Source organism: Aeromicrobium sp. (genome assembly GCF_049587115.1).
Classification (GTDB): Bacteria; Actinomycetota; Actinomycetes; order Propionibacteriales; family Nocardioidaceae; genus Aeromicrobium.
On sequence record NZ_JBAVDI010000113.1, the window covers coordinates 1 to 4,107 of the forward strand.

The 4,107-nt window shown below is 65.3% G+C and carries 3 protein-coding genes, 1 tRNA gene and 1 pseudogene; 1 reads left to right on the forward strand and 4 read right to left on the reverse strand.

What is annotated here, in order from left to right:
- Positions 1 to 43: 43 nt before the first annotated feature.
- On the reverse strand, positions 44 to 1,318 hold the full coding sequence (locus tag WB461_RS10385; RefSeq protein WP_423852659.1) for an ABC transporter substrate-binding protein: 1,275 nt from the start codon (positions 1,316 to 1,318) through the stop codon (positions 44 to 46).
- A gap of 137 nt (positions 1,319 to 1,455) precedes the next feature.
- A complete protein-coding gene (locus WB461_RS10390; RefSeq protein WP_423852660.1) occupies positions 1,456 to 2,088 on the reverse strand; it encodes an ANTAR domain-containing response regulator in 633 nt (210 codons plus the stop codon).
- Positions 2,089 to 2,159: 71 nt separating this feature from the next.
- Between WB461_RS10390 and WB461_RS10395 the strand changes: the two genes are divergently transcribed.
- Positions 2,160 to 2,242 (forward strand) — tRNA-Leu (locus tag WB461_RS10395).
- Positions 2,243 to 2,391: 149 nt separating this feature from the next.
- Here the strand turns inward: WB461_RS10395 and pyk are convergent.
- Positions 2,392 to 3,843: a pyruvate kinase gene (gene pyk, locus WB461_RS10400; RefSeq protein WP_423852661.1), complete on the reverse strand. Its 1,452-nt coding sequence runs from the start codon at positions 3,841 to 3,843 to the stop codon at positions 2,392 to 2,394.
- A 76-nt stretch (positions 3,844 to 3,919) separates the two neighbouring features.
- Positions 3,920 to 4,107, reverse strand: a pseudogene (gene gltD, locus WB461_RS10405) (glutamate synthase); the annotation flags it as partial.

Here is a 4,107-nt window from a genome sequence, read left to right on the forward strand (position 1 = left end):
GCACCGGGGCCCGCTCGCGATCAGCTGATCAGATCAGCGTGGATCAGATCGTGCCGCTGATGTAGTCCACCGGCGAGATCTTGTTCTTGGCGTCGTACTCGTAGATGCCGATCGAGGCGGCCGTCGGGCTGCCCGTCTCGCCGAGCTCGATCGGACCGGAGACACCGTCGTAGTCGATGTCCTTGCCGTCCTTGAGCAGCGCAGCGCAGTCCTTGAACGTCGTGCACTTCTCGCCGTCCTTGGTCACGCCCGGGATCTCCTTGGCAACAGCCTCGCCCGCATCGTCCTTGGCCGCGATGGCAGCGAGCGCCGAGACGACCACTGCATCGTAGGACTCCGCCGAGTAGGTGTAGTCCTTCAGCTTAGAGTTGACCGTGGCCAGACGCTTCTTGAACGCGTCGCCGGCGTCGGCTCCCGGGATGGTGCCCTTGGTTCCCTTGAGCGTTCCGTCAGGCAGCGAGGCCGAGTCGCCCTTGCCGTAGTTCGCAGTGTTGCCGTCGACGAAGTACGTCGGGACATCCTGCGGACCCGTACCGGCCTGGATGAGCTTGGGAATGACCGTGGTGGTCTCCTCGAACGCGATCAGCAGAACAGCGTCGGCCTTGGCGTTCTTGATCTCGGTGATCTGCGAGTCGCCCGGACCGGTCTTCTCGCTGTAGAGCACCTTGGCAGCGACCTTCGAGCCGGCGGCCTCGAGGTTCTTGGAGACCTCCTTGGCCAGCGTCTCGCCGTAGGCATCCTGGCGAGCGAGGATGGCAACGTTCTGGCGGCCTTCCTCGATCAGCAGGTTGGCGAGCACGGCACCCTGGAGGATGTCGGACGGCGCCGTACGGAAGTACAGGTCGGGCTTGGAGTAGTTGCCCTCGTCGAACGCGGTCGACGTGTTGGCGGGCGAGAACTCGATTGCGCCGGCCGACATGATCTTGTCGATCACGGTCAGCGAGACTCCCGAGGAGGCCGCTCCGATGATGACATCGGACTTGGCCTTGAGGAGCTTGTCGGTCTCGGCAGGAGCGATACCCGAGTCGGTGTCGCCCGAGTCGCCTCGGACGTGCACGACGTCCTTGCCGAGAACGCCACCGGCCTCGTTGATGTCCTTGATCGCGAGGTCGACGCCTGCGAACTCCGGAGGACCGAGGAACGCGAGGCTACCGGTCTCAGGAAGGAGCGAGCCGAATGTCAGGACTCCATCGCCTTTGGACTTGGAACCACTGGCCTTGTCGCCTTCGCTGTCGCTGCTTCCGCCGCATGCAGCGAGAACAAGAGCGCTCGCGGCCACGACGGCCCCGAGGCGGATCGTCTGGGTACTACGTTTCATCAATCCTCCGGATAGGTAGAAAGTCCCCGGCACGTGCCAGGGAGCGTGTACGTACGAGAGAACCTAGTCTTTCCGCGGGTCATATGTGTCAACGTTGTGATGCAGGCCCATAACGTAGCCATTTTGTAACCCGGCGCTCAACAGGGCTCCCGGCCGATCGAGGAGTCCAGCTCGGGGCCGTGGTCGACCACACCCTGGGCGACCTGGCTCATCGTCAGCCGGAGATCCATCGCCGTGCGCTGGATCCATCTGAACGCCTCCGGCTCGGTGATCCCGAGGGTCTCCTGCAGCAGACCTTTGGCCCGTTCGATCGTCTTGCGGGCGGCGAGCTGGGCAGTCAGGTCGCCGACCTCGTGCTCGAGCGTCGTGATCTCGACGAATCGGCTCATCGCCATCTCGATCGCGGGCACGAGATCGGACTTGGTGAAGGGCTTGACCAGATAGGCCATCGCGCCGGAGTCACGGGCTCGCTCGACCAGCTCGCGCTGACTGAACGCCGTCAGCATGACCACTGGCGCAATACGTGCCTGCGCGATCTGCGCTGCGGCGGCGATGCCATCCATCTTGGGCATCTTGACGTCCATCACGACCAGATCAGGGCGGTGCTGCATCGCCAGCTCCACGGCCCGCTCCCCGTCGGCGGCCTGTCCGACCACGACGTAGCCCTCCTCTGCCAGCATCTCGGCGAGGTCGAGACGAATGAGCGCTTCGTCCTCGGCGATCACCACGCGCGGTGCAGGCCGTCCCGATACCTGTGCGCGATCAGTCACGTGAGAAGGTTATCCCGCGCGTTCGTGCAGGACCGGCTCGGCCGGTCCCGCGCAGGCGGGTTGCAGCGTGAGCCGGGTTGGCGGAATGGTAGACGCGACGGTCTCAAAAACCGTTGTCCGCAAGGGCGTGCGGGTTCGAGTCCCGCACCCGGCACAAGTTGCTGAGCCACTGCCGTCGCTCGGGCTTCTGGTCCGTGCTGGCTCACCGGCAGCCGCGAACCCAGCGGCCATGCAGGTCTGCAAATCCAGCGGCGCTTCCGCGTCAGGCTCTGACATGGGCGCGCACTGATCCAGAGCTGCGACCTACTCGGCGGTGTTCTTGTACGCCGGAACTACCCCGTTCATCGCGTCCCCCAGGTTGTGGATGCGCAGCGCGTTGGTCGAGCCCGGAATACCGGGGGGGCTTCCGGCGACGATCACTACCTGCTGGCCCTCGGCGCAGTGGCCGATCTCCAGCAGCGCCTTGTCGACCTGCAGGACCATCTCGTCCGTGTGCGTCACCTCGGGCACGAGGAAGGTCTCGATCCCCCAGCTCAGCGCGAGCTGCGAGCGTACGAGTGGATTGGGCGTGAACGCGATGACCGGCACGCGTGAGCGGTATCGGGTCATCCGCCTCGCGGAGTCACCGCTGGTCGTGAAGGCGCACACGAAGCGCGCGTCGACCGACTCGGCGACGTCGGAGGCCGCGCGGCAGATGATGCCGCTCTTGGTCCGAGCCTTCCACGTGAACGCCGCCATGCGGGGCAGTCCGTGCTCCTCGGTCGACTCGATGATGCGGGCCATCGTCGTCACCGTGTGGATGGGGTACTCCCCCACGCTGGTCTCCCCCGACAACATCACCGCGTCGGCGCCGTCGAGCACCGCGTTCGCGACGTCGGAGGCTTCGGCGCGGGTCGGTCGCGGGGCGGAGATCATCGACTCCAGCATCTGCGTCGCGACGATGACGGGCTTGGCGTTGCGACGGGCCTTCTCGACGATGAGCTTCTGCACGATCGGCACGTCCTCGAGCGGCAGCTCGACGCCAAGATCGCCGCGAGCCACCATGACACCATCGAAGGCGTCCATGATCCCGTCCAGATTGTCGACCGCCTGGGGCTTCTCGATCTTGGCGATGACGGGCCGAATGATGCCCTCCTCGTCCATGATCCTGCGGACGTCGTCATAGTCTTCGGCCGACCGCACGAACGACAGGGCGATGAAGTCGACACCCAGTCGCAACGCGAATCGCAGGTCGTCGATGTCCTTCTCACTCATCGCCGGGACGCTGACCATGACACCCGGGAGGTTGAGGCCCTTGTTGTTGCTGACCGGGCCGCTGGTCTCGATCAGGCACGTGACGTCGGTGTCGCTGACCTCGGTGGCGCGCAGACGCATCCGGCCGTCGTCGATCAGGATCTCGTCGCCGACCGAGACGTCGCCCGGCAGGCCCTTGTACGTCGTGGAGCACCGGCTCGCGTCGCCGAGGATGTCATCGACCGTGATGGTGAAGGTCGAACCCGCCTCGAGGTGCACCAGCCCGTCAACGAATCGGCCGAGCCGGATCTTGGGTCCCTGCAGGTCGGCCAGCACGGCGATCGCCTTGCCGACCTCCTCGGCCGCCTCGCGAACCCAGGCGTGGTTCTGCTCGTGATCGGACTGCTCGCCATGGCTCATGTTGAGCCGCGCGACATCCATCCCTGCCTCGGCCAGCTGGAGGATCTTGTGGGCACTCCCCACAGCAGGGCCCAGGGTGCAGACGATCTTGGCTCTTCTCACGTGTCGACCCTATCCAGTGGTTCGCGTACCGGCGAGTCACTTATGTGGTTCGGCGCAACAAATTCAGCTGAGAACCTCAGGCAGTCAACGGTCGTGCATGCGGTGGGATCGGCGCCGGCAGCGTCGTCGAACCGGTCAAGAATGCGTCCACTCCAGCAGCAGCCGAGCGTCCCTCGGCGATCGCCCAGACGATCAGCGACTGACCACGCCCCGCATCGCCAGCGACGAAGACGCCATCGACGCTGGACATGTAGCGCTTGTCCC

What these genes read in the sequence shown, in the direction of transcription:
- WB461_RS10385 (WP_423852659.1), bottom strand. Translation starts at nt 1,318, where the DNA reads ATGAAACGTAGTACCCAGACGATCCGCCTCGGGGCCGTCGTGGCCGCG.